At 31.6% G+C, this 19824-nt stretch carries 22 protein-coding genes; 17 read left to right on the top strand and 5 right to left on the bottom strand.

What is annotated here, in order from left to right; genetic code table 11:
• Positions 1–60: 60 nt before the first annotated feature.
• Positions 61–477, bottom strand: a complete 417-nt coding sequence (locus M915_RS05625; RefSeq protein ID WP_036730273.1) for a zinc ribbon domain-containing protein — start codon at positions 475–477, stop codon at positions 61–63.
• A 390-nt stretch (positions 478–867) separates the two neighbouring features.
• Between M915_RS05625 and M915_RS05620 the strand changes: the two genes are divergently transcribed.
• The 4 genes from M915_RS05620 (at position 868) to M915_RS05605 (ending at position 5093) form a co-directional block, all read left to right on the top strand.
• Entirely contained in the window at positions 868–1716 is an 849-nt protein-coding gene (locus M915_RS05620) for a tRNA 2-thiocytidine biosynthesis TtcA family protein (RefSeq protein ID WP_036730271.1), read from the top strand.
• Positions 1713–2465 (top strand): exodeoxyribonuclease III, encoded by a 753-nt coding sequence (locus M915_RS05615; RefSeq protein WP_036730270.1) that lies wholly within the window; start codon positions 1713–1715, stop codon positions 2463–2465. Before M915_RS05620 ends, M915_RS05615 begins: the two co-directional genes overlap by 4 nt.
• 10 nt (positions 2466–2475) lie before the next feature.
• Positions 2476–3693, top strand: coding sequence for an FprA family A-type flavoprotein (locus M915_RS05610; protein ID WP_036730269.1), 1218 nt, complete (start codon positions 2476–2478; stop codon positions 3691–3693).
• An 89-nt stretch (positions 3694–3782) separates the two neighbouring features.
• Entirely contained in the window at positions 3783–5093 is a 1311-nt protein-coding gene (locus M915_RS05605) for a D-alanyl-D-alanine carboxypeptidase family protein (RefSeq protein ID WP_036730268.1), read from the top strand.
• A 26-nt stretch (positions 5094–5119) separates the two neighbouring features.
• Here M915_RS05605 and M915_RS05600 read toward each other — a convergent pair whose 3' ends face one another.
• On the bottom strand, positions 5120–5710 hold the full coding sequence (locus tag M915_RS05600) for a hypothetical protein (RefSeq protein ID WP_036730267.1): 591 nt from the start codon (positions 5708–5710) through the stop codon (positions 5120–5122).
• Positions 5707–6747 (bottom strand): tRNA 2-selenouridine(34) synthase MnmH, encoded by a 1041-nt coding sequence (mnmH, locus tag M915_RS05595; protein ID WP_036730266.1) that lies wholly within the window; start codon positions 6745–6747, stop codon positions 5707–5709. Before mnmH ends, M915_RS05600 begins: the two co-directional genes overlap by 4 nt.
• 187 nt (positions 6748–6934) lie before the next feature.
• On the opposite strand from mnmH, the gene selD reads away from it, so the two are divergent.
• From selD to M915_RS05550, 9 genes are all read left to right on the top strand, one after another.
• Positions 6935–7945 (top strand): selenide, water dikinase SelD, encoded by a 1011-nt coding sequence (gene selD / locus M915_RS05590; protein WP_036730710.1) that lies wholly within the window; start codon positions 6935–6937, stop codon positions 7943–7945.
• A 4-nt stretch (positions 7946–7949) separates the two neighbouring features.
• The gene (gene yedF / locus M915_RS05585) at positions 7950–8537 is read left to right on the top strand and encodes a sulfurtransferase-like selenium metabolism protein YedF (protein WP_036730265.1); all 588 of its coding nucleotides are present in this window, start codon (positions 7950–7952) and stop codon (positions 8535–8537) included.
• Positions 8531–8779 carry a DUF3343 domain-containing protein gene (locus tag M915_RS05580; RefSeq protein WP_051259806.1) on the top strand — a complete coding sequence of 83 codons (249 nt, stop codon included), beginning with the start codon at positions 8531–8533 and terminating at the stop codon, positions 8777–8779. Before yedF ends, M915_RS05580 begins: the two co-directional genes overlap by 7 nt.
• A complete protein-coding gene (locus tag M915_RS05575; protein ID WP_036730264.1) occupies positions 8776–9912 on the top strand; it encodes an aminotransferase class V-fold PLP-dependent enzyme in 1137 nt (378 codons plus the stop codon). Before M915_RS05580 ends, M915_RS05575 begins: the two co-directional genes overlap by 4 nt.
• A gap of 169 nt (positions 9913–10081) precedes the next feature.
• On the top strand, positions 10082–10975 hold the full coding sequence (ftcD, locus tag M915_RS05570) for a glutamate formimidoyltransferase (protein WP_036730263.1): 894 nt from the start codon (positions 10082–10084) through the stop codon (positions 10973–10975).
• Between the two features lie 29 nt (positions 10976–11004).
• Positions 11005–12684 carry a formate--tetrahydrofolate ligase gene (locus tag M915_RS05565; RefSeq protein ID WP_009221484.1) on the top strand — a complete coding sequence of 560 codons (1680 nt, stop codon included), beginning with the start codon at positions 11005–11007 and terminating at the stop codon, positions 12682–12684.
• A 101-nt stretch (positions 12685–12785) separates the two neighbouring features.
• Complete coding sequence (locus M915_RS05560) at positions 12786–13412, top strand: cyclodeaminase/cyclohydrolase family protein (RefSeq protein ID WP_009221483.1); 627 nt, start codon at positions 12786–12788, stop codon at positions 13410–13412.
• 278 nt (positions 13413–13690) lie between these two features.
• The gene (gene glmL, locus M915_RS05555; protein WP_036730262.1) at positions 13691–15070 is read left to right on the top strand and encodes a methylaspartate mutase accessory protein GlmL; all 1380 of its coding nucleotides are present in this window, start codon (positions 13691–13693) and stop codon (positions 15068–15070) included.
• Between the two features lie 17 nt (positions 15071–15087).
• On the top strand, positions 15088–15951 hold the full coding sequence (locus M915_RS05550; RefSeq protein ID WP_009221481.1) for a hypothetical protein: 864 nt from the start codon (positions 15088–15090) through the stop codon (positions 15949–15951).
• Between the two features lie 114 nt (positions 15952–16065).
• On the opposite strand, the gene M915_RS05545 is transcribed toward M915_RS05550, so the two are convergent.
• Together M915_RS05545 and M915_RS05540 are read right to left on the bottom strand one after the other, a co-directional pair.
• On the bottom strand, positions 16066–16512 hold the full coding sequence (locus tag M915_RS05545; RefSeq protein WP_009221480.1) for a DUF3021 domain-containing protein: 447 nt from the start codon (positions 16510–16512) through the stop codon (positions 16066–16068).
• Between the two features lie 9 nt (positions 16513–16521).
• Complete coding sequence (locus M915_RS05540; protein WP_009221479.1) at positions 16522–16962, bottom strand: LytTR family DNA-binding domain-containing protein; 441 nt, start codon at positions 16960–16962, stop codon at positions 16522–16524.
• Between the two features lie 296 nt (positions 16963–17258).
• On the opposite strand from M915_RS05540, the gene M915_RS05535 reads away from it, so the two are divergent.
• The 4 genes from M915_RS05535 (at position 17259) to M915_RS05520 (ending at position 19578) form a co-directional block, all read left to right on the top strand.
• A complete protein-coding gene (locus M915_RS05535; protein ID WP_036730261.1) occupies positions 17259–18107 on the top strand; it encodes an AraC family transcriptional regulator in 849 nt (282 codons plus the stop codon).
• A gap of 215 nt (positions 18108–18322) precedes the next feature.
• On the top strand, positions 18323–18550 hold the full coding sequence (locus M915_RS05530; protein ID WP_036730260.1) for a hypothetical protein: 228 nt from the start codon (positions 18323–18325) through the stop codon (positions 18548–18550).
• 92 nt (positions 18551–18642) lie between these two features.
• Entirely contained in the window at positions 18643–18837 is a 195-nt protein-coding gene (locus tag M915_RS05525) for a transposon-encoded TnpW family protein (protein ID WP_036730259.1), read from the top strand.
• A gap of 99 nt (positions 18838–18936) precedes the next feature.
• Positions 18937–19578, top strand: coding sequence for an L-2-amino-thiazoline-4-carboxylic acid hydrolase (locus tag M915_RS05520; RefSeq protein ID WP_036730258.1), 642 nt, complete (start codon positions 18937–18939; stop codon positions 19576–19578).
• Positions 19579–19824: the final 246 nt, after the last annotated feature.

The raw sequence follows: 19824 nt of genomic DNA, 5'->3' as shown, positions 1-19824 counted from the left end.
TTTTGCTAAGATAAATGATTTAAATTTTTTCATACTTTCTCTAAAACTATAATACTTAAATTATAATTTCTTTCCACAGTCAGGGCAAAAATTATAACTTTCATTAAGTTTTTCTCCACAATAGGGACAGTAGTTAAACGGTTTTGATTTTATCTTAATAATCCTATCGGTGTCATATTTTGAATTTTCAGAGTTTTTAAATTGGAAGTTACCGAGTGAGTCTTTTTCATCATCTGTTATATCATATTCTGAAAATTTTTCTTTTGACGAAAAGTTTTTAAAAATATATATTGCATGAAAAATACCCATTAGGATACCGATTATTCCGAGTAGGGGAAATGCAAGACTCGTTGGAAATTCTAAGTATTTATATGTGTTTAGAGCTATTATTGTCCACAAAGAGCAAAATAAAATTATACATATTGAACCGATAAAGTTCATAAATGACGGACCGCGTCCGCGTTTGATTTGCTTCATAATAAGCCTCCTAAATGTTGTTTTACATTAAGTATAATAAAAAAACTTTTGTTTTTCAATGTATTCATATTTTGTAAAATATAATGCAGGCAAACATTAAGCTATAAATATAACAGTCAGTGATATATATAGATTGTTGTGTGATTATCAGTTTTTATCTTAACTTAAATATAATTAATAATTTTTATTTTTAATCATATATTGATTTAAAAATAAATTTTTTGATTTTGGTAAAGAAGTTATTAAGTATGAATAGACATATTGCATTTTGAAAAAGATTATATTGTAATTTGATTTTTACTTTTAAGAATAAGAAGAGTTAGTTATGACAATAATTATCGAGTTATGATATAATTAAGCAGTAAACGAATATAGATTGGAGAATAATAGTTGGACGGTAATATACAAATAAAAACTGTTAGAGAAATAGAAAGGTCCTTAATTAAAAGTTATAGAAAAGACATCTGGGTTAAGTTTGTAAGGGCAATAAATGAATTTGAAATGATTTCTGAAGGGGACAGGATTGCAGTTGCAATTTCAGGCGGGAAAGATTCACTTACGCTTGCAAAATTATTTCAGGAGTTAAAAAGACATGGTAAGATGAATTTTGAACTTGAATTTATTGCGATGGATCCCGGATATAGAAAAGAAAACAGACAAGTTCTTGAGTATAATTGTGAAAAAATGGGTATTCCGGTTAAAATTCACAACTCGGATGTATTTGAAGTTGCAAATAGAGTTGCACAAGATAATCCATGCTATATGTGTGCGAGAATGAGAAGGGGAAATTTATATTCAAAAGCACAGGAACTTGGTTGTAATAAGCTTGCATTGGGACATCACTTTAATGATGTTATTGAAACGGTAATGTTAAATGTAATATTTGCAGGAAATTTTAAAACGATGATGCCGAAACTTCACTCTGATAATTTTGAAGGACTTGAATTAATTAGACCTATGTATTATGTTGAAGAAGAGGCAATAAAAAGATTTATGAGATCGACCGGGCTTCATGCACTTGATTGTGCCTGTGCCATTGCAGAGAAAAAAGAAGGAAACATGAGGTTTTATATTAAAGATTTAATAGCAGACATAAAAAAAGTTCACAAAAATGCCGATATAAATATTTTAAGATCTGCTGAAAATGTAAATATGGGTGCAATAGTAGGTTGGAAGAACAGAACTGAAAAGCATTTGTTTTTAGAAAAGTATAATGATAGAGAGGGGATGGATGTTTGAAACTTGTTTCGTGGAATGTAAACGGACTGAGAGCCGTAATAAAAAAAGGCTTTGTGGATAGCTTTAATGAAATTGATGCGGATGTGTTTGCTCTTCAAGAGATAAAACTTTCTGAAGGACAACTTGATTTTGAGCTTGAAGGATATAAAATGTATTATAATTACGCGCAACGTAAGGGATATTCGGGGACTGCAATTTTCACAAGGATAGAGCCTATAAGCGTAAGCTATGGAATCGGGATGGAAGAGCATGATACTGAAGGAAGAGTAATAACTGCGGAATTTGAAAAGTTTTATTTTGTAACATGTTATACTCCGAATTCAAAAAGAGGGCTTGAAAGATTAGAGTATAGAATGGTTTGGGAAGATGTATTCAGAAACTATCTAAATAAACTTAGAGAAACTAAGCCGGTAGTTCTTTGTGGCGATTTAAATGTTGCACATGAAGAAATTGACCTTGCAAATCCTGCCACAAATCATAAAAATGCCGGGTTTACAAATGAAGAGCGTTCAAAATTTACAGAACTTTTAAAGAGTGGATATATTGATACTTTCAGATATTTTTATCCTGACAGAAAGGATGAATATTCATGGTGGAGCAATTTCGCAAAATCGAGAGAGAGAAATATAGGTTGGAGAATTGATTATTTTGTAGTTTCTGAGGAATTAAAGGGAAATTTATCAGATGCGAAAATTCATCAATCGGTTATGGGTTCAGATCATTGTCCGGTTGAGTTAGTTTTAGAATAAAGGAGAAACTATGGAAAATTTATTGACTGAAAAAATAAATGATCATTTATACTACATGGGTGTAAATGATCGTCAAACACAATTATTTGAAAATATGTGGCCACTTCCGGACGGAGTAGCATATAATTCGTACTTAATGACAGGGGAAAAAAATATAGCTCTTGATCTTGTAAAGGTTAATACATTCGGGATATTTATTGAGAAACTTCAAGAAATATTAAATGGAGGAAAATTGGATTATATTGTAATTCATCATGCAGAGCCAGATCACTCCTCAAGTTTAAAGAATTTACTTGAAATATATCCGGATGTGAAAATAATCTGTAATAAAAAGACACTTCCATTCTTAAAAAATTTTTATAATATAGAAGAAAACATAATTTTAGTTTCAGATGGAGAAACTCTTGAACTTGGAAACAGAAAACTTACGTTTTATATGACACCTATGGTTCACTGGCCTGAATCTATGGTTTCCTATGAAGAAGAAACAAAAATATTATTTTCTCAAGATATATTTGGAGGGTTTGGAACATTAAATGGCGCAATATTTGATGACCAGGTTAGATTTAATGACTATTACTACTCTGAGGTGACAAGATATTTTATAAATATAGTTGGTAAATATGCGACTCAAGCATTAAAGGCATTGAATAAATTGGAATCGCTTGAGATAAAGGGAATATGTCCTGTTCATGGTTGTGTGTGGCGTTCAAATCCGCAAAAAATTTTAGAAATATATACAAATCTTGCTAAACAAAAAGTTGAAGATGGAGTAGTAATAATTTACGGCTCTATGTATGGAAACACAGAAAGAATGGCGGAAGCTGTTGCAAGAGGAGTTGCAAGAGGCGGAATAACAAATATAAGGATAAGAGATATAGCTACAACATCATTGTCATACTTGCTTGCAGATACGTGGAGATACAGAGGAATAATTTTAGGATCTTGCACATACAATAACAACATCTTTCCTCCAATGCAATTTTTAATGGATGAATTAAAACATCAAAAGATGAAAAATAATATATGGGGAATTTTCGGTTCATATTCCTGGAATGGCGGAGCACTTAAAAAGCTGAAAGAATTTACCGAAGAATCTAAACTTGAAGTTATAGAAAGGCAAATTGAAATTCAGGGAGCTGCAACAGAAGAAGAACTTGAAGAATTAATTAAGCTTGGTGAAGATATGGCAAGAGCCATAATAAATAAGAGCTGTGAAATTAAATAATAGTCAAAAGAACTCATCACATAGATGAGGTCTTTTTATTTCTTTATAAATTCAAATAAATTTGGTAGAATATAGTTTGAGGTGGACTAATGAAAAAGTTTTTAAGTTTGGTTGTAGTAGCATTTTTGTTATTAACACCTATTACTTCATTTGCAAATGAAATAACTGAAAATACAGAGCAGCAAATAGAAACTGAAATAAGAGATCAGAATATTTTTGTTCCGACTAAAAACGGAGTTCAAAGAGCAACTTATGAAGAGGCCTTAAAAATTGCAGAATTAAATAAGCATCCTCTAACTGATTTGTGTGATGCATATATACTTGGAGATTATAGAAGCGGGAAGGTTTTAGAATCATATAATATTGATGAAGTAAAAGCCATGGCTTCCACTTCTAAACTTGTAAGTATTTTTGTAGTCATGGACAAAATAAAAGACGGAACTATAAAGAAAAATGATATGGTAATCATAGATCATGAATCGTCACTTTTAACAGGCTCAAGTTATAAGCTTAAGGAAAATGATCAAAAAACTGTGTGGCAGCTTATAAAAGCAGCTTTGGTAGTTTCGGGCAATGATGCTATAACGGCGCTTGCTAAGCATATATCAGGTTCAAAAGAGGCGTTTGTATCTTTGATGAATAAGAAATGTCAAGAGCTTGGACTTAAGAATGCACATATGGTTAATCCCACAGGTCTTACGGATTACATGGTAGAGGATTATAATAAGATGACTACCAGAGAAATGTTTATTCTTGCAAGGGAACTTATAAAAGCGTATCCGGAATTACTTGAAATAACATCTCTTACAGAAATTGCCGAACCTGATAGAAATTATTTAGAGTATAATACGAACCCTGCCCTTGGAATAATAAAGGGAGTAGATGGGCTGAAAACAGGATATACAAATGCAGCCGGAAGATGTTTAATTGTGACGGGATTTAGAAAAGGCGATAATACACATACCAAAGATACAAGACTTATAGGAGTAATTATAGGTTCAAGAACCGATTGGCAAAGATATGTTTCAGCTACAAAGCTGATAGGGGAAGGGCTTGACAAATATAAATATACAGTGATTGGGAATCCTGATGAGCCTGTAACACAGATTGAAGTTGAGAATGCAGCCAAGAAAAGTATAGATGTGTATGAAAAATCAAAAGGCACTGTTTTATGGGACGGGAAAAGTGAAATCAGCAGAAGCTTTGAAATCAAACCTAATTTAAAGGCACCTTTATCGGAGGGTGAGTTTGTAGGTGTAGTTAAATATACCATGAATGGAGAAGAAATATTGAAGCAGGATTTGATTTTAAATGAAAGAGTAAGCCAAAAAGGGTTAATAAATATAATAATGAACATGTATAGAGAAATTTTTATCAATATAAAAAAGGAAATGGCATAAAATAACCACCGGCTTCGGTGGTTATTTTAATTTTCATATAGGTATTCTGTTTTGAGTTTATTTATAAATTCTTTGCTTAAATTTTTAAATCCTAAATTTTCGAGAATTTCATCATTTATTTTAAAAGGTTCACCGTTTTTTGCGTTATTTGTTGCAAGTTCGGACAGTTTTTCAATAATAGACTCGAATTCTTCCCTACTCATATCCTTAAGTATACTTTTTTCGCTCAGTTGAGAATATACTTTTGCTTTAATTAACTTACCGAACGGCAACAGAGTTTTAGAACTTATATTAATTTTAAGTTTGTCAAGATTGTCAAAATTTATTTTCTCTATACCGATGCTTTTTAAATTTTTTTCATTTAATGAAAAGCTTTGTGAACTTAAAAATTCTTTTTTAACGAGTGATGCCATTTTTTCGAGAATTACTTCAATTTCCACATCAGTTAAATCATCAAAAATGTCTTTTTTATAGATTGAGGCATAGTCTATACTTACAGATATATCTTCGTTTGGAATATTGGCTTCTTTAATTGCCATATCATCTCTATAACAGCTGCAAGTTATAAGCATAACTAAGATTAAGACTGAATAAATTAATATTTTTGATATTTTCACAGTATACCTCCGTATTCATTGCAGAAGTTAAATATTTTTTCAGCACACTCTTTGGAGTTTGAATTATCTATTCTAAGTGCAAAATCAGCCTTCTTTATTGAGTAGTTTTGATCATAATATTTTTCTATCAGTTCTCTGATAATTGTATCATAGTCCTCATCTTTAATACATTGTTTATATTTTATAAGTCTTTTTTCACTTATATATCTGCTTAGATTATCAAGAGCATCATTGATTTCAGTTTTGAAATTTTTATTTTCAGATGAGATATATTCGTCTTTTATATTTTTAATTCTAAAGTCAATAGATGATGTTATTAAAATTTGGCTGCCTGATTTTGAATAAGCATCGTATAAATATTTTGGGACTGTAATACTTCCGATTTTTGTGCTTTCACTTTCAATAAAAATATTTGTGCCATTCATGTTTCTGAGTTCATCAAATAAAAAGCTTTCAAACATCTTTTGAGACGGTTGTCTGTTAAGCCCTATATGTCCAAGAAGTGAACCTCTGTGGTTTGCAAGTTTTTCAAGATCCAATACATCAGCACCGAGTTTTTTGAGTTCATAGAGTATTTGTGTCTTACCGCAACCTGTATAGCCATTTAGATTTATAAAATTAAATTTTGAAACTAATTTGGGAAGTTCATTCATAACGTATTTTCGATATCCCTTATATCCGAAATTTAATTTATATACCGGTTCATCAAGAGTCTTTAACAGATTAAATAAAACTGTACTTCTATAACCTCCCCTTGAACAGTATAAGACTGTTTCTCTGTTTCTGCAGTTATTTGCAATATAATTGTAGTAATCTGTGAGTTTATGAGATGCAAATTTAACAGCCTTACTTTTTGCTTCTTCAACATTTCCGTTTACATAGAGTATTCCTACAATTTTTCTTTCTTCATTATTTAAAATCGGTAGATTAATACTACCGGGGATTGTTTCATTTGAAAATTCTTCTTCACTTCTAAGATCTATGTAGAGTGGATTTTTAAACTCAAGCGTTTCAAAAAATTCTGTTGATTTAAACATAATTACCTCCAATAAAATAATTATACTACATTGATTTTAATTTTAGGTATGTAAAATAAAAAGCCGACATTAAAAATTCATCCTTAATATAAATGATTATCTCAAGTTGCAAATAAGATAAAATTAAATTTATGATTAATGGTAGTTAATGGAAACTTATAGTGCTAAAATAGAAGAAGGTGATAATATGAAACTTGAAGTTTGCGGAGGCTGCAATGCGAAAATAGGGGCAGGCTCTTTGGATAAGATTTTAAAAAATATAAAAATTTTAAAAAGACCGGAAATTTTGGTGGGATTTGACGGCAATGAAGATGCTTCCGTAATATCTCTCGGTAATGATTTAGGAATTGTTTTTACTGTAGATTTTTTTCCACCAATGGTGGAAGATCCGTACAGTTTCGGAAAAATTGCAGCCGCAAATGCACTGAGCGATTGTTATGCAATGGGAGCGGAGCCTGTTAGCTGTCTAAATATAGTTTGTTTTCCTGAAGAGGAAGATGTAAAAATACTTGAGGAAATTTTAAGAGGCGGAGCTGATAAAGTAAAAGAGGCAGGAGCAACATTGTGCGGAGGTCATTCAATTCATGATCCGAAAATAAAATATGGTCTTTGTGTAATAGGCAAGTTATCTTTAAACAAAATGTATAGAAACAATACTCCAAAACTTGGAGATAAATTAATTTTGACAAAACCTCTCGGTGTTTCTCTGATTTCAAGCGGATATTCTGTAGGTGAAGTTAAAGAAGAACATTTTAAAGAGGGAGTTAAGAGTATGGAACTGTTAAACAAGTACAGTTTTGAAATTTTAAAAGATTATGAAGTAAATGCACTTACAGATGTAACGGGATTTGGACTTTTAGGGCACCTTTGTGAAATGGTTTCGGGAAATTATTCTGCAATTATAAATTCAAAGGATATAAAGATATTGCCGGGTGCAAAAAAAGCTGCCGAAGATTTTTTGTTTACTGCAGGAGGACAGAGAAATAGAAATGCCTATGGTAAAAAGATTGAATTTGAAATAGATGATTTTGCGATGGAGGAAGTTTTATTTGATCCTCAAACATCAGGAGGGCTTTTAATAAGCGTATCTCAAAAGGATTATAAAAAGCTTTTAAATGAACTTTTAGAAAATAATATAGATGCAAGTATTGTGGGTGAGATAATGATGCCCAAAGAAAAAAAGATATATGTGAGGTAGAAAAATGAAAGTTTTAGATGCTAGGGGGATTGCCTGCCCAAGACCTGTTATAATGGCAAAAAAGGCTATTAATGATGAAAAGTTGCTTGAAATTATGGTGTATGTTGACAATGAAATAGCAACTCAAAACTTAAGTAAAATGGGTCAACAACTTGGATTTATCTCTGAGGTAAAAATGATTTCGGACGGAAATTATGAGGTTGTATTAAAAAAGTCCGATAATCTTGAATGTGAGCTTATGGATTTGGAGGATGATTCAGAATATATAGTTGTCATATCTTCAGATTATATGGGAAGAGGAGATGAAGATTTTTCTAAAAAACTTCTTGAGGGCTTTATATATGCACTCAGAGAGCAGGATCTTCTTCCGAAGTTTGTTGTATTTTATAATACGGGTATTCGACTTACTACAATTAATACAAAGACAATTGAAGATTTAAAATTTATGGAATTAAAAGGAACAACTATATTATCTTGCGGATTATGTCTTGATAATTATAATTTGAAGGAGAAACTTGCAGTTGGTGAAGCTACAAATATGTATAGAATTTGTGAATTGCAAAGAATGTATAAGACTGTAACGCCATGTTGAGATATTATTTATTTACATTTGAATCATCAAATCGTGCAATGAAAGCGGAACTTGCAGTTAATGATATGGATGGAGTAAGATTAATTCCGTTATTACCGGAAATATCTGCAGGATGTGGACTTATGATGAAATGTGAAGTAGAAAAGTTTGATGAAGTAAAAAATATTTTTATAAAAAATAATATAGAAATAGCAGGTATATATTCTGTAGGAGAAGATAGCGAGGTATTAAGGATAATATGATTTATTTTGACAATAGTGCGACTACGCTTCAAAAGCCGATTGAAGTTGCAAATGCAGTATATAACAGTATATCATCACAAAAATACGGGAATCCTTCAAGAGGATCACATGATTTTTCGATAAATGCACTTCGCGGATTATATAAAACGAGATTTGAGATAGCCAAATTGTTTTCAATTGATGAACCGTTAAATATTGCTCTTACTTCAAATGTTACGACAGGACTTAATCTTGTTATAAGAAGTCTTTTAAATAATACTGATCACGTGATTTCTACTGATTCGGAACATAATTCTGTACTTAGACCGCTATATCAATTTCAAAGTCGCGGAGGACAAGTTTCATTTTTAAAAATTGATTTTAAAGGGAATATAATTTTAGATGAATTAAAGAAAAGTTTGAAAAAAAATACAAAGGCACTTATAATTACACAAGCGTCTAATGTTTCGGGTATAGCTACAGATATAGAAAGAGTTTTTGATTTTTGCTTAGAAAATAATTTGATTTTAATAATTGACGGCGCTCAAGGTGCAGGAAATTTAAGTTTAAAATTTAAAGGAAGAGAATTTCCAAGAACAGTTTATGCATTTACAGGGCATAAATCTCTCTATGGACCTCAAGGGACAGGAGGACTTATTTTTGTTGGAGATATTGTATTAAAATCGGTATTTTCAGGTGGGAGCGGAATAAATTCATTTAGCAGGACTCAGCCGGATATATTACCTGATATTTTTGAATATGGAACACAAAATGTACATTCTAATGCAGGTCTTTTTGAGGGAGTTAAATATATAAATGAAACAGGAATAGAAAACATCGAGAGAAATTTATATAAACTTACAAAATATTTTTACGACAGTGTTAAAAATATTGACGGGGTTATTTTGTATAATGATTTTTCAAGTAGAATGGCACCGATAGTTTCTTTAAATTTTAAACATTATTCATCATCCGAACTAAGTGATATACTTTGGAATAAATATGAAATCGCAACAAGACCCGGGTCACATTGTGCTCCTAAATATCATGAGAGTATGGGTACAAGAGAAAGGGGTATGGTCAGATTTTCATTTTCCACATTTAATACATTTGAGGAAGTTGATGAGGCTGTAAATATTTTAAGAAGACTGTAGGAAAAAAGTTTTATATATTTTGAAAATAGGTTTGATATATACTTAAATTACATTTTTTTAAAACATAAAAAATTTTAAAAAAATGTAATTTTTTTTGACGTTTTATAGATTAAGCTCTGATATGATTTGTCCGAAAGTTATTACATAGTTGATATATTAGGAGGTAAAGATGAAGAGAGTAATGTGTATTCCTAACTATTCTGAAGGAAGAGATTTAGGGAAAATAGACAAGATTGTAGAATGTTTTAGAGCGAAGGAAAATGTTAAATTAGTCGACTACCAACCGGATAAAGACCACAATAGATTAGTAGTAGAAGTTATCGGAGAACCTGAAGCAGTTATAAAGGCTGTTGTAGAATCAGTTAAAGTTGCATCAGAAGTTATTGATATGACTAAGCATGAAGGTGCTCATCCAAGAATGGGAGCAGTTGATGTTGTTCCTTTTGTACCTGTAACTGAATGTACTACTGAAGATTGCGTTGGATATGCAAAAGAAGTAGGTAAGGCAATCGGAGAAATGGGAATTCCTGTATATCTATATGAAGATGCTGCAACAACTCCTGAAAGACAAAATCTTGCAAAAATTCGTAAAGGACAATATGAAGGATTCTTTGAAAAAATTGAACAACCTGAATGGAAACCTGATTTCGGTCCACAAAAGATGAATGCAAAGAGTGGAGCAACTGCAGTAGGAGCAAGATTCCATTTAATAGCATTTAATGTAAACTTAAATACAGATAAAGTTGAAATTGCAGATGCAATAGCTAAGAAAATTCGTCATATAGGCGGAGGACTTAGATTTGTTAAAGCTATCGGACTTCCACTTGAAGAGAGAGGACAAGTTCAAGTTTCAATGAACCTTGTAAATTTTGAAAAAACAAGAATTTATCAAGCAATTGAAATGGTTAAATCAGAAGCAAAAAGATACGGTGTTACAGTTTACGGAACAGAACTTATTGGTATGATTCCGCTACAAGCACTTATTGATTCCGCTCAATACTATATGCAAATTGAAGAATTTAAGTATGATCAAGTACTTGAAACACTTTTAATTGCTGAATAATTAATTATATAAAATAGGAGAAAAATAAAATGGCAGAATTTAAAACTGATATAGAAATTGCAGAAGAATGTGTAATGGAACCTATAGTTGAGGTTGCTAAAAGACTTGGTCTTAAAGAAGATGAATTAGAAAATTACGGAAAATACAAAGCAAAAATATCTTTTGATGCTATTGAAAGATTTAGCAAAAATGAAGATGGAAAATTAATTCTTGTAACAGCTATAACTCCAACACCGGCAGGAGAAGGAAAGTCAACAGTTTCAATCGGACTTACTCAAGGATTAAATAAAATAGGAAAAAACTCTGTAGTAGCACTTAGAGAACCATCTCTTGGACCTGTATTCGGTGTAAAGGGCGGAGCTGCAGGTGGAGGATATTCTCAAGTAGTACCTATGGAAGATATTAACCTTCACTTCACAGGAGATCTTCATGCTATGACAGCTGCTAATAATTTACTTGCAGCTTTAATAGACAATCATATTCACCAAGGAAATGCTTTAAGAATTGATTCAAGAAACATTGTTTGGAAGAGAGTTCTTGACATGAATGACAGATCACTTAGAAATATAGTAATCGGTCTTGGTGGAAAAGCTTGTGGATTTACAAGAGAAGATCATTTCATGATTACAGTAGCTTCTGAAATCATGGCAGCACTTTGCTTAGCAAGTGATCTTGAAGACTTAAAAGTAAGACTATCAAAGATGATAGTTGCATATAATTTAGAAGGAGCTCCTGTAACAGCAGGGGATTTAGAAGCACAAGGTGCTATGGCTATGCTTTTAAAAGATGCTATCAAACCAAACCTTGTTCAAACATTAGAACATACTCCTGCTCTAATTCATGGTGGACCATTTGCAAATATTGCTCACGGATGTAACTCATTAATCGCAACAAGACTTGGTCTTAAAATGAGCGACTATCTTGTAACTGAAGCAGGATTCGGTGCTGACCTTGGAGCAGAAAAATTCCTTGATATTAAGTGTAGACTTGGCGGCTTAAAACCGGACGCAGTTGTAATTGTAGCAACAATAAAAGCTCTTAAGATGCACGGCGGAGTAGCTAAGACAGAACTTAAGGAAGAAAATGTAGAAGCATTAGAAAACGGATTTGCAAATCTTGGACGTCACATTGAAAATGTAAAAAAATTCGGACTTCCTGTTGTAGTTGCAGTAAATAGATTTGCTCAAGATACAGAAGCTGAAGTTGAAATGCTAATCAAAAAATGTGAAGAATATGGTGTTGAAGTATCACTTTGCGAATGTTGGGCAAAGGGTGGAGAAGGTACATTAGACCTTGCAGAAAAGGTAGTAAACTTAATTGAAAAACAACCTTCAAACTACAAACCGCTATATGATGTAGAACTATCAATTGAAGAAAAATTAAACGTAATTGTAAAAGAAATTTACAGAGGAGCAAAAGTAACTCTTACTTCTTCTGCTAAGTCTCAAGTTAAGAAATTAAAAGAACTTGGGTTGGATAAGATGCCTATTTGTATGGCAAAGACTCAATTCTCATTCTCTGATGATGCTAAAGCTGTAGGAGCACCTACTGATTTTGAAATTACAGTTCAAAACGTAAGAGTATCTGCAGGAGCAGGATTCATAGTTTGTGAAACATCAAATATTATGGTAATGCCGGGTCTTCCAAAAATACCTGCAGCAAATAATATGGATGTAACAGCTGATGGTCATATGAAGGGATTATTCTAAGAAAAATTAAGTTTTAAAACTTAACTTAAGAAGTTTTTAGAAAATACGTCAGAAAATATAGATTATAATTTTATTTGTTATATTTCTAAGGAGGAAATATTTTGTTAAGAGATTTAACTGTAAAGGGATTTGTTGAAGAAACTTATTCAGATTCACCGGCTCCGGGTGGCGGATCTGTAGCAGCTCTTGCAGCGGCACAAGCTGCAGCATTACTTGGAATGGTTGCAAATTTGACTATAAAGAGCAAAAAGTATGAAGCAGTTCATGAAGAAATGAAAAGTATTGCGGAAGAATGTAAAAAATATCAAGATGACTTCGTAGAAGATATAGATAGAGATTCAAATTCATTTAACGGAGTAATGGCTGCGTTTAAAATGCCTAAAGACACAGATGAAGAAAAAGCGGCAAGAAGTGCAAAAATTCAAGAAGAATATAAAAATGCAGCAAATGTTCCGCTAAGTGTTGGACTAAAGACTTTGAATTTACTTTCAATAGCTGAAGTTTTAGTTGAAAAGGGAAACAGCAATGCAATAACAGATGTAGGAGTTGGACTTCTTAACCTAAAGCTTGCAGCAACAGGAGCTTTCTACAATGTTAAGATAAACCTTGGTTCAATTAAGGATGAAGCTTATGTTGAAGAACTAAAGAAAAAAATGAGGGATGCTCTTAAAGAAATTGATGAAAAGACAGCTCCATTATTAGAAAAAGTTGAATCAATGATTGAATAAATTTTTAAAACTAATAGGGACTTATGTCCCTATTTTTTACATATATTTCATCAGAGTTATTTGATATTTTCATATAGATTTGAAAACTTAGTTTCAAGTTTAAAATAGGTAGCACAGATAAAATAAAGAAAGTTGCAGAGAATTCATTTGTTATTTGTGATTAAAAAGGATTTTATTTTAAATTATAAATTATTATGTCGACGGGAAGTATAATATATGGTAAATAAAGAGTGCCGGTGGATTCATCAGCACTTTTTATTGCGATAAGGAGATTAAAGATGAATTATTATTTATTATTGGACTTTGGTTCAACATACACTAAGTTAACGGCAGTAGATATAGAAAAAGAAGAAATTATTGCTACTGCAAAAGATATTACGACAGTAACAAGTGGAGTTATGAACGGTTTTAGGAATGCGCTTAAAAAGCTTAGAGAAAAGCTTCCAAGCGATGTAGTATTTGAAAAAACTCTTGCATGTTCTTCAGCGGCGGGTGGGCTTAAGATGATTGCAATAGGACTTAGCAGAAATTTGACGGCGGAAGCTGCTAAAAGATCTGCTCTTGGGGCAGGAGCGAGAATTTTAGAGACATATAGCTACGAACTTTCAGATGATGATATAAACGAAATAGTAAATTCTGATTGCGACATAATTCTTTTGTCCGGAGGAACTGATTTTGGAAATAAAAGAACTATAATTTATAACGCAAAAAAGCTTGCTGATGCAAAATTGAATATTCCGATAGTAGTTGCAGGAAATATTGGAGCAATAGATGAAATAAAATGTATTTTTGATGCTTCAGCTATTGATTATGTATGTACTGAAAATGTGATGCCGAAGGTAAATACATTAAATGCAGAGCCTGCAAGAGAAGTAATAAGAAAAATTTTTATGGATAGAATTGTAACGGCAAAGGGTATGAATGATGTAGAAGGTGAAATTGACGGAGTTTTAATGCCTACACCGGCAGCTGTTATTAAAGGAGCGGAACTTTTATCTACCGGCACTGAAAATGAAGAAGGTATGGGTGACTTGATAGTTGTGGACGTCGGAGGAGCAACTACTGATGTTCATTCTATAGGGGTAGGATTTCCAAGTGACAGTGATATAAGATTTGAAGGATTGAGAGAACCATTTGCTAAAAGAACGGTTGAGGGAGATTTAGGTATGCGATATTCAGCTCTAAGTCTTTATGAAGCAGTTGGAGAAGAAAGGCTCAGGTCATATTTTTCAGAAGAAATAGATATTTTAGAAAATTGTAAATATAGAGCTGAAAATATTATGATGGTTCCAAACTCACAGTTGGATTATAAATTTGATGAGGCTATGGCGGGATGTGCGGTAGAGGCTGCAGTAATAAGACATGCAGGAAGCATAAGAAAAGAGTATTCTTATAGCAGGTACATTTATTATCAAAGAGGAAAAGATTTGACGAATGTAAAAGTTGTTATAGGAACAGGAGGAGTAATAGTACATTCTAAAAATCCGGTAAAAATATTAGACAATGTAAAATCTTATGACAGTAACATATTGACACCGGCAGATGCAAATTTTTATGTAGACAGTGAGTATATTCTTTCGGCAATTGGACTTTTGGGAATGATTTTACCTGACAAGGCAGTAAAGATAATGAAGAAATATTTAAAAAAAGTAAGCTGAGAAGAGAGGGAATTAAAATGGAAAAGACATTTGATTATTTTAAAGCTAATCCTGCCGGAAATATAACGGGATTTGTAGTATGGCCTGTATATCCGGGATATAGAGTTGCATATGCAAAGGCAATCATGGAGCAAATAGACAGTGATGTTGAACAAGTTGCGTTTATAAGCCCGAGTTATGACGGACCGCCACTCAGAATGGATATGATGGGCGGAGAATTTTGCGGGAATGCAACGAGAACTTATGGACTTTATGCAGCTACATTTTTAGAAGAAAAAGGAGATGTAGAAGTTGAAGTATATGTAAGCGGAGTTAATAAACCTTTGAATGTTTTAGCTAATGTTGAAAAATCTTATGCATCAGTAGAAGTACCTCCGGCTAAAAAAATATCTCAAATTGAAATAGACGGAAGAAACTATATGGTTGTAGAATTTGACGGAATAACTCATACAATTATAGATGACAAATCTGAGGATAAAGAATTTGTAGAGAGAGCAATAGATATTGTCAGAAAAGAATTTGATTCAAGTGCTTATGGAATTTTGTTTTTAAATGAAAAAAATTTTGAATTGATTCCATATGTCTATGTTGTAGGTTCTGATACTATATTTAGAGAAGGATCTTGCGGCTCAGGTTCTATAGCGGCGGGATATTACCTGAATAAAAATAGTCAAGATGAAAATTTTAAAGTAGATATAAAACAACCTAAGGGTTCTATTGAAGTTAAAGCAAGAAAATCAGAAGATGGGCAACTTTTATATTCAATAGGCGGAAAGATTGAGCTGGGAGAAAAGAAAAAAGTTACAATAACAATTTCTCCGGAGCAAGTAAAGAAAATTACTCAGGCACATAAAGAAGCTGTAAAAGAAGGAAGAGAATAAAAAGACTTAAGCAAAATGTACCGACCTCCAATTGTTAGATTTTTCGGTCTAACTTTTTGGGGTCGGTAATTTTTACTGTATCTTTTATTTATAAAACTTTATGTTCTTATAAAATTAATTTAAGTTTTTTTCATTAAGTTTTTTATTTAAAAGTTCAACATCTTTTTTTATTTCTCTATATATTGAAATCCAAATTATAATATATATTGCAAAGAATAAAAAACTTGAAGCTATAACTGTTGCCATATTTATAAACCAGTGTAATGTATATCCGGTAAATATGAAATAACAAAATATTACACTGAGATTTAAAATTGTTCTTAGAAGAAGAGAAAATTTTTCATTTCTGTAAATATAACCTGCAATAACAGACACTACTCCAAATAGTGCATATAATATTGTTTCTTTAGTTACTGCACTTAAAACTGAGTTTTGTGTTGCTATATAACTTGGAACTCCGGGCGAATATGTGCCGGCTAATATGCAAAATAATAAATTTATTGAATTTCCGATTCCAATTCCGATTAGACAACTGTTGATAAAATTTTTAAATGTTTTCATAATTACCTCCTATAATCCTAAAGCTTTTTTAAAAGAACTTAAATTTCTTCTGGAAATATAACTTACATCTCCGTTTTTAAATTGAATTGCAATTGTTCCTTTAAAGCTTAGATCTAATTTTTTAATATAGTCCAAATTAACTATTTCTCCACGGGAAACTTTGATAAAATTTGAGTTTTTAAATTTCTCTTCAATTTCATAAATTCTGAGTCGACAGAGGAATTTATCTTTTTCGGTTTGAATAAAAGTATTTTTATCTTCGGTAAAAAATCTTACTATATCATCTGCATCTATAATAAAAGCCTCATCGTCTTTAAAACCTATAATTTTTGGAGTATTTGTCTCGTAAAAAAAATTCTCAATCATTCTTACATCTTCATTTATTGAAGAAGAAAAAACTTTAAGCAACGTTTCTTTATAAATTTCATCGATTATTATTTCTAATTTCATTTTTTCCCTCCTTATAGTTTTAGTATAAATTATAAGAATATTTTTTCAACAAATATCAGATATTCGGTATTTAATTTAGGATAAACGGAAAACCATATATGATAAATTATTTATATTCTTGAAAACTGCTTGAAAAATTCTCATATTGAAAACCGTACAATATATTAAAAAATAGTTTTATAATAAGCAGATAATTATGGTAAAATATGCTATTAAATCAGCATATATTTTTTGTACGGAAAATATAGAGAAAGATTTTTTTATAGTGGTATATTAATAATGTAAGGAGGGATACAATGAATATTATTGAATCATTTAACAGGACTATAAATTATATAGAATCTGTACTTGATGATGAACTTAATGAAAAAGAGATTGTACATTTATCCGGATATTCTTTTTCTATGTTCAGTCGAATTTTTTCAATTTTAACCGGAACTACATTGACAGAATATATCAGGAGCAGAAAACTTACACAGGCAGCTATTGAACTTCGTGAAACAAAGTGTAAGGTGATAGATATTGCTGTTAAATACGGATATGAATCAACTGATTCATTTGGAAATGCATTTAAAAAATTTCATGGGTATACTCCTACCGAAGTTAGAAGAGGAAAACCGTTTAGAATTGTTTCTCGTGTACAACTTGCACTTAGTATAAGGGGAGGAAAAGCAATGAATATTAGAATTCAAAAAAAACCTGCGTTTAAAGTTGCGGGTAAGAGTATAAGAAATATAGAATCTGCACTATGTCCTAAAGCCTGGGAAGAATTATATTCTAAGTACAGTCATGAAGTATTGTCCGAATTTGGTAGCGGTCAAAGCTTTGGGATGTGCTTTGATGTAGATAATATAAATAATATAAATTATATGGCTTGTTATGATGTTGTAGATGTAAATAAGGCAAAAGAAATGGGACTTGAAGTTTTTGAAATTGAGGAAGGAGATTATGCGGTTGTAAATCTTAAGGGGAAAGTTCCTGATTGTATACACGAAGGCTGGAAATATTTAATGGAAGTATTTTTCCCTGAACATGGATATATGCATTCCGGAAAACCTGATTTCGAAGTTTACAGTGAAGGTGATATGGATAGTGAAAATTATGAAATGGAGCTTTGGGTTCCTGTAGTAAAGGATAATAAATAATTTAGTGCTTATAATATTGTTTAAATTTTCAGATTAATTAAAAATTAGAAAATATTATAAAAAGGCGGATTCGCTTTAATATATTGACTAATAATTACAAAGTTATTACTTGGGTTGCATAATATTAACTGTAAGGAAATGTATATAGACACAAAAAAGGAGAATAACGCACCGGGAAATATCGAACCGAAACGCTATGAACAGTTATCGGGGAAATGTTAGGTAGATTTGAAAATGAACTGACAAGACTGATAGAGCCGGCAGAACAGAAAATTATACAGATGAGAGAAGAAATCGAAGAAGCCAAGAAAGAAAAATCAAGAGCTTACCATAGGGCATATTCCAAAGAATACAGAGCTAAAAATCTTGAAAAATTCAGAGAGTATGAACGAATAAAAGCAAGGAAATACAGAGCAAGAAAGAAGCTACAAGCTATAACCTAAAATCAATATCTAAAACGAAATACCAACCAATATGAAAAGAGGTTTCCTAAGTACAGGAAATCTTTTTTTGTGCAAGTCGAAGGGAGGACTAAATGGCAGAAAATGAAAAAGCAGATATTAAAGAAATACAGACAGAAGAACAACCACAACATCAAAAGCCTGATGGTATTCTAACAAAAAAGATAAACGGAAAGACCTTTGTAACACAGATATATTTTGACCCAAACAGTAAGGATACATTTAAAGAGAAGTTATTAAAAGTAGTACAGTCGGAACATAAAGAATGAAAGAACAGAACGCAGTGGGCGGCAAATATAGTAATGGTAAAATTAACCTAAATTCGTTATAATACTATATATTGAAAGATTTAGAAAGGTAGAGGAATCATGAAAAATTCGTTATGCGAAAAGATAATATGGTATGCCTTATCGCCTACCATATTTCAATTTATAAAACAATATTGGAAAGATATTGATATAAAGAATGTAAAAAGGATTTCTAAAAACAATTATAAGGATATAATCAAACGGACACCGGATATAGGCAGCCTTAGAAAAAATCCTCTGAGAGTGTGTCTTACAAGCGGGATCCTGTGGTTGTCCATATATGAAGCGATGGAAGGAAAAATGAATCAAGAACAGTTTGAAGAAATGGTCAGCGCTACAATAGAAGCTCCTATGTTAAAGAAAAACTTCCAAAAACAAAAGGCTTTTGATATAAAAACGCAGAAAAAGAAAACAGAAAAAAACAAGATTGCAAATGCAGCTTCTGACAGTGAGTTTAATTGGAATACAGAACTCATTTTAGGTAGAGATGAAAACGAATATACAGTGATATATCATAGATGCGGGCTTTGCGCCTTAGGCAAACAGGAACATCATGAGGAATTGATACCATATATGTGTAAGATGGATTATGAGACTATAACTATGATGGGCGGTGTACTAAAAAGAAAAGGAACAATAGCTACAGGTGCAGATTGTTGTGATTTTTATATATGTAAAAAAGGTTCAAAGTGGGATAAGTAAAAGATCTTATGATTGGAAGTTTTTAGAGCGTAGTTAACAAATAACACGATATACCATAGTAATTCACAAAGCAGTAAATCAAAAATGGTTTGTTGTTTTTTCTTGCTCAAATTTAGAAAGAGAGAAAAACAGAAAATGAAAAAACAGATAATAAAGAAATACAGACAGAAGAACAACTACAACATCAAAAGCCTGATGGTATTCTAACAAAAAAGATAAACGTAAAAACCTTTGTAATATAGATAT

The sequence above is a fragment of the Peptoniphilus mikwangii genome (assembly GCF_000468535.1).
Taxonomy (GTDB): Bacteria; Bacillota; Clostridia; order Tissierellales; family Peptoniphilaceae; genus Anaerosphaera; species Anaerosphaera mikwangii.
The sequence above is the reverse complement of the archived record's forward strand: the minus strand, read 5'-3'. Positions and strand labels throughout refer to the sequence as shown.

Excerpts from the sequence above, each read along its gene's own strand:
- M915_RS05610 (WP_036730269.1), top strand. The coding sequence starts at position 2,476 with ATGGAAAATTTATTGACTGAAAAAATAAATGATCATTTATACTACATG.
- M915_RS05540 (WP_009221479.1), bottom strand. The coding sequence starts at position 16,962 with ATGAAATTAGAAATAATAATCGATGAAATTTATAAAGAAACGTTGCTT.
- M915_RS05565 (WP_009221484.1), top strand. The coding sequence starts at position 11,005 with ATGGCAGAATTTAAAACTGATATAGAAATTGCAGAAGAATGTGTAATG.
- mnmH (WP_036730266.1), bottom strand. The coding sequence starts at position 6,747 with ATGTTTAAATCAACAGAATTTTTTGAAACGCTTGAGTTTAAAAATCCA.
- glmL (WP_036730262.1), top strand. The coding sequence starts at position 13,691 with ATGAATTATTATTTATTATTGGACTTTGGTTCAACATACACTAAGTTA.
- M915_RS05525 (WP_036730259.1), top strand. The coding sequence starts at position 18,643 with ATGGCAGAAAATGAAAAAGCAGATATTAAAGAAATACAGACAGAAGAA.
- M915_RS05550 (WP_009221481.1), top strand. The coding sequence starts at position 15,088 with ATGGAAAAGACATTTGATTATTTTAAAGCTAATCCTGCCGGAAATATA.
- M915_RS05625 (WP_036730273.1), bottom strand. The coding sequence starts at position 477 with ATGAAGCAAATCAAACGCGGACGCGGTCCGTCATTTATGAACTTTATC.
- ftcD (WP_036730263.1), top strand. The coding sequence starts at position 10,082 with ATGAAGAGAGTAATGTGTATTCCTAACTATTCTGAAGGAAGAGATTTA.
- M915_RS05530 (WP_036730260.1), top strand. The coding sequence starts at position 18,323 with ATGTTAGGTAGATTTGAAAATGAACTGACAAGACTGATAGAGCCGGCA.
- M915_RS05545 (WP_009221480.1), bottom strand. The coding sequence starts at position 16,512 with ATGAAAACATTTAAAAATTTTATCAACAGTTGTCTAATCGGAATTGGA.
- M915_RS05605 (WP_036730268.1), top strand. The coding sequence starts at position 3,783 with ATGAAAAAGTTTTTAAGTTTGGTTGTAGTAGCATTTTTGTTATTAACA.
- selD (WP_036730710.1), top strand. The coding sequence starts at position 6,935 with ATGAAACTTGAAGTTTGCGGAGGCTGCAATGCGAAAATAGGGGCAGGC.
- M915_RS05580 (WP_051259806.1), top strand. The coding sequence starts at position 8,531 with ATGTTGAGATATTATTTATTTACATTTGAATCATCAAATCGTGCAATG.
- yedF (WP_036730265.1), top strand. The coding sequence starts at position 7,950 with ATGAAAGTTTTAGATGCTAGGGGGATTGCCTGCCCAAGACCTGTTATA.
- M915_RS05520 (WP_036730258.1), top strand. The coding sequence starts at position 18,937 with ATGAAAAATTCGTTATGCGAAAAGATAATATGGTATGCCTTATCGCCT.
- M915_RS05535 (WP_036730261.1), top strand. The coding sequence starts at position 17,259 with ATGAATATTATTGAATCATTTAACAGGACTATAAATTATATAGAATCT.
- M915_RS05575 (WP_036730264.1), top strand. The coding sequence starts at position 8,776 with ATGATTTATTTTGACAATAGTGCGACTACGCTTCAAAAGCCGATTGAA.